Annotated in this window: 1 pseudogene; it reads right to left on the reverse strand. The window is 65.0% G+C overall.

Features of this window, described 5'->3' with window-relative positions:
* A pseudogene (locus tag NW819_RS13025) lies at nucleotides 1-848 on the reverse strand (dihydroorotase); the annotation flags it as partial.

Raw genomic sequence — 848 nt, forward strand, 5'->3', positions numbered from 1 at the left:
TGCCACAGCAGCGGCAGAGCCAGCTCCAGGCCCATCGCCCCCGGCGGGGCATCGGCAAAGGGCAGGGTTTTCTCTTCATGGGTGTAGGGGTGGTGATCCGTCGCGATCCCCAGGCTGCCGGAACGGATCCCGGCGATCAGAGCCTCCCGGTCGCCGGCGCTGGGAAGAGGGGGCAGGAGACGAAGGTGGGGATCGTAGCGATGCTCAAGGACGGCCTCTTCGGACAAGATCAGGTGCATCCAAGTGGCACTGGCGGTAACCGGCAGTCCTTCGGCTTGGGCCTGTTGGATCAGCTCCAGGCTGCGGGCTTGGCTCAGGCGCATAATATGCACAGGCGGAGGGGAAGGAACGCTCCTGATCACCTCCAAGAGACGGGCCAGAGCGGCAGTTTCGGCACTGGCAGGGATCCCTTTCAGCCCCAGGCGCAGCGCCCAGATCCCTTCGTAGAGGCTACCTTGCCCGGCCAAGGTGGGATCCCAGGCCCAGAGCAGCAGGGGTTTATTCTCCAGCCGCAAATACTCCAGAGCCCGCCGCACCAAAGCCAAGGAGCGCAGTGGCTGAACCTCTGCAAAGCCAACTGCTCCCGCTTGCGCCAGTTCTCCCCAGGGGGTTGGAGTTTCTCCTTGGCCACCCACGCTCAGGGCAGCCCAGGGCAGCCAGCGGGGATCCCCCAATTGGCGGGGGTAGCGGTTCAAGTGCTCCGGGCGATCCAGCACCGGAAAAAAGCCGCTTCCGGGAAGGGGGGTGGGCAGAAGCCCCACCTGGGTAAAGCCTCCCGCCAAAGCCGCTGCAGCCAAAGAGGTCAGGGTTTCCCGACTGTGGGCCAGAAAGTGCTCCGCACCGCTTAC

Source organism: Synechococcus sp. R8-2, from assembly GCF_047461715.1.
Classification (GTDB): domain Bacteria; phylum Cyanobacteriota; class Cyanobacteriia; order Thermostichales; family Thermostichaceae; genus Thermostichus.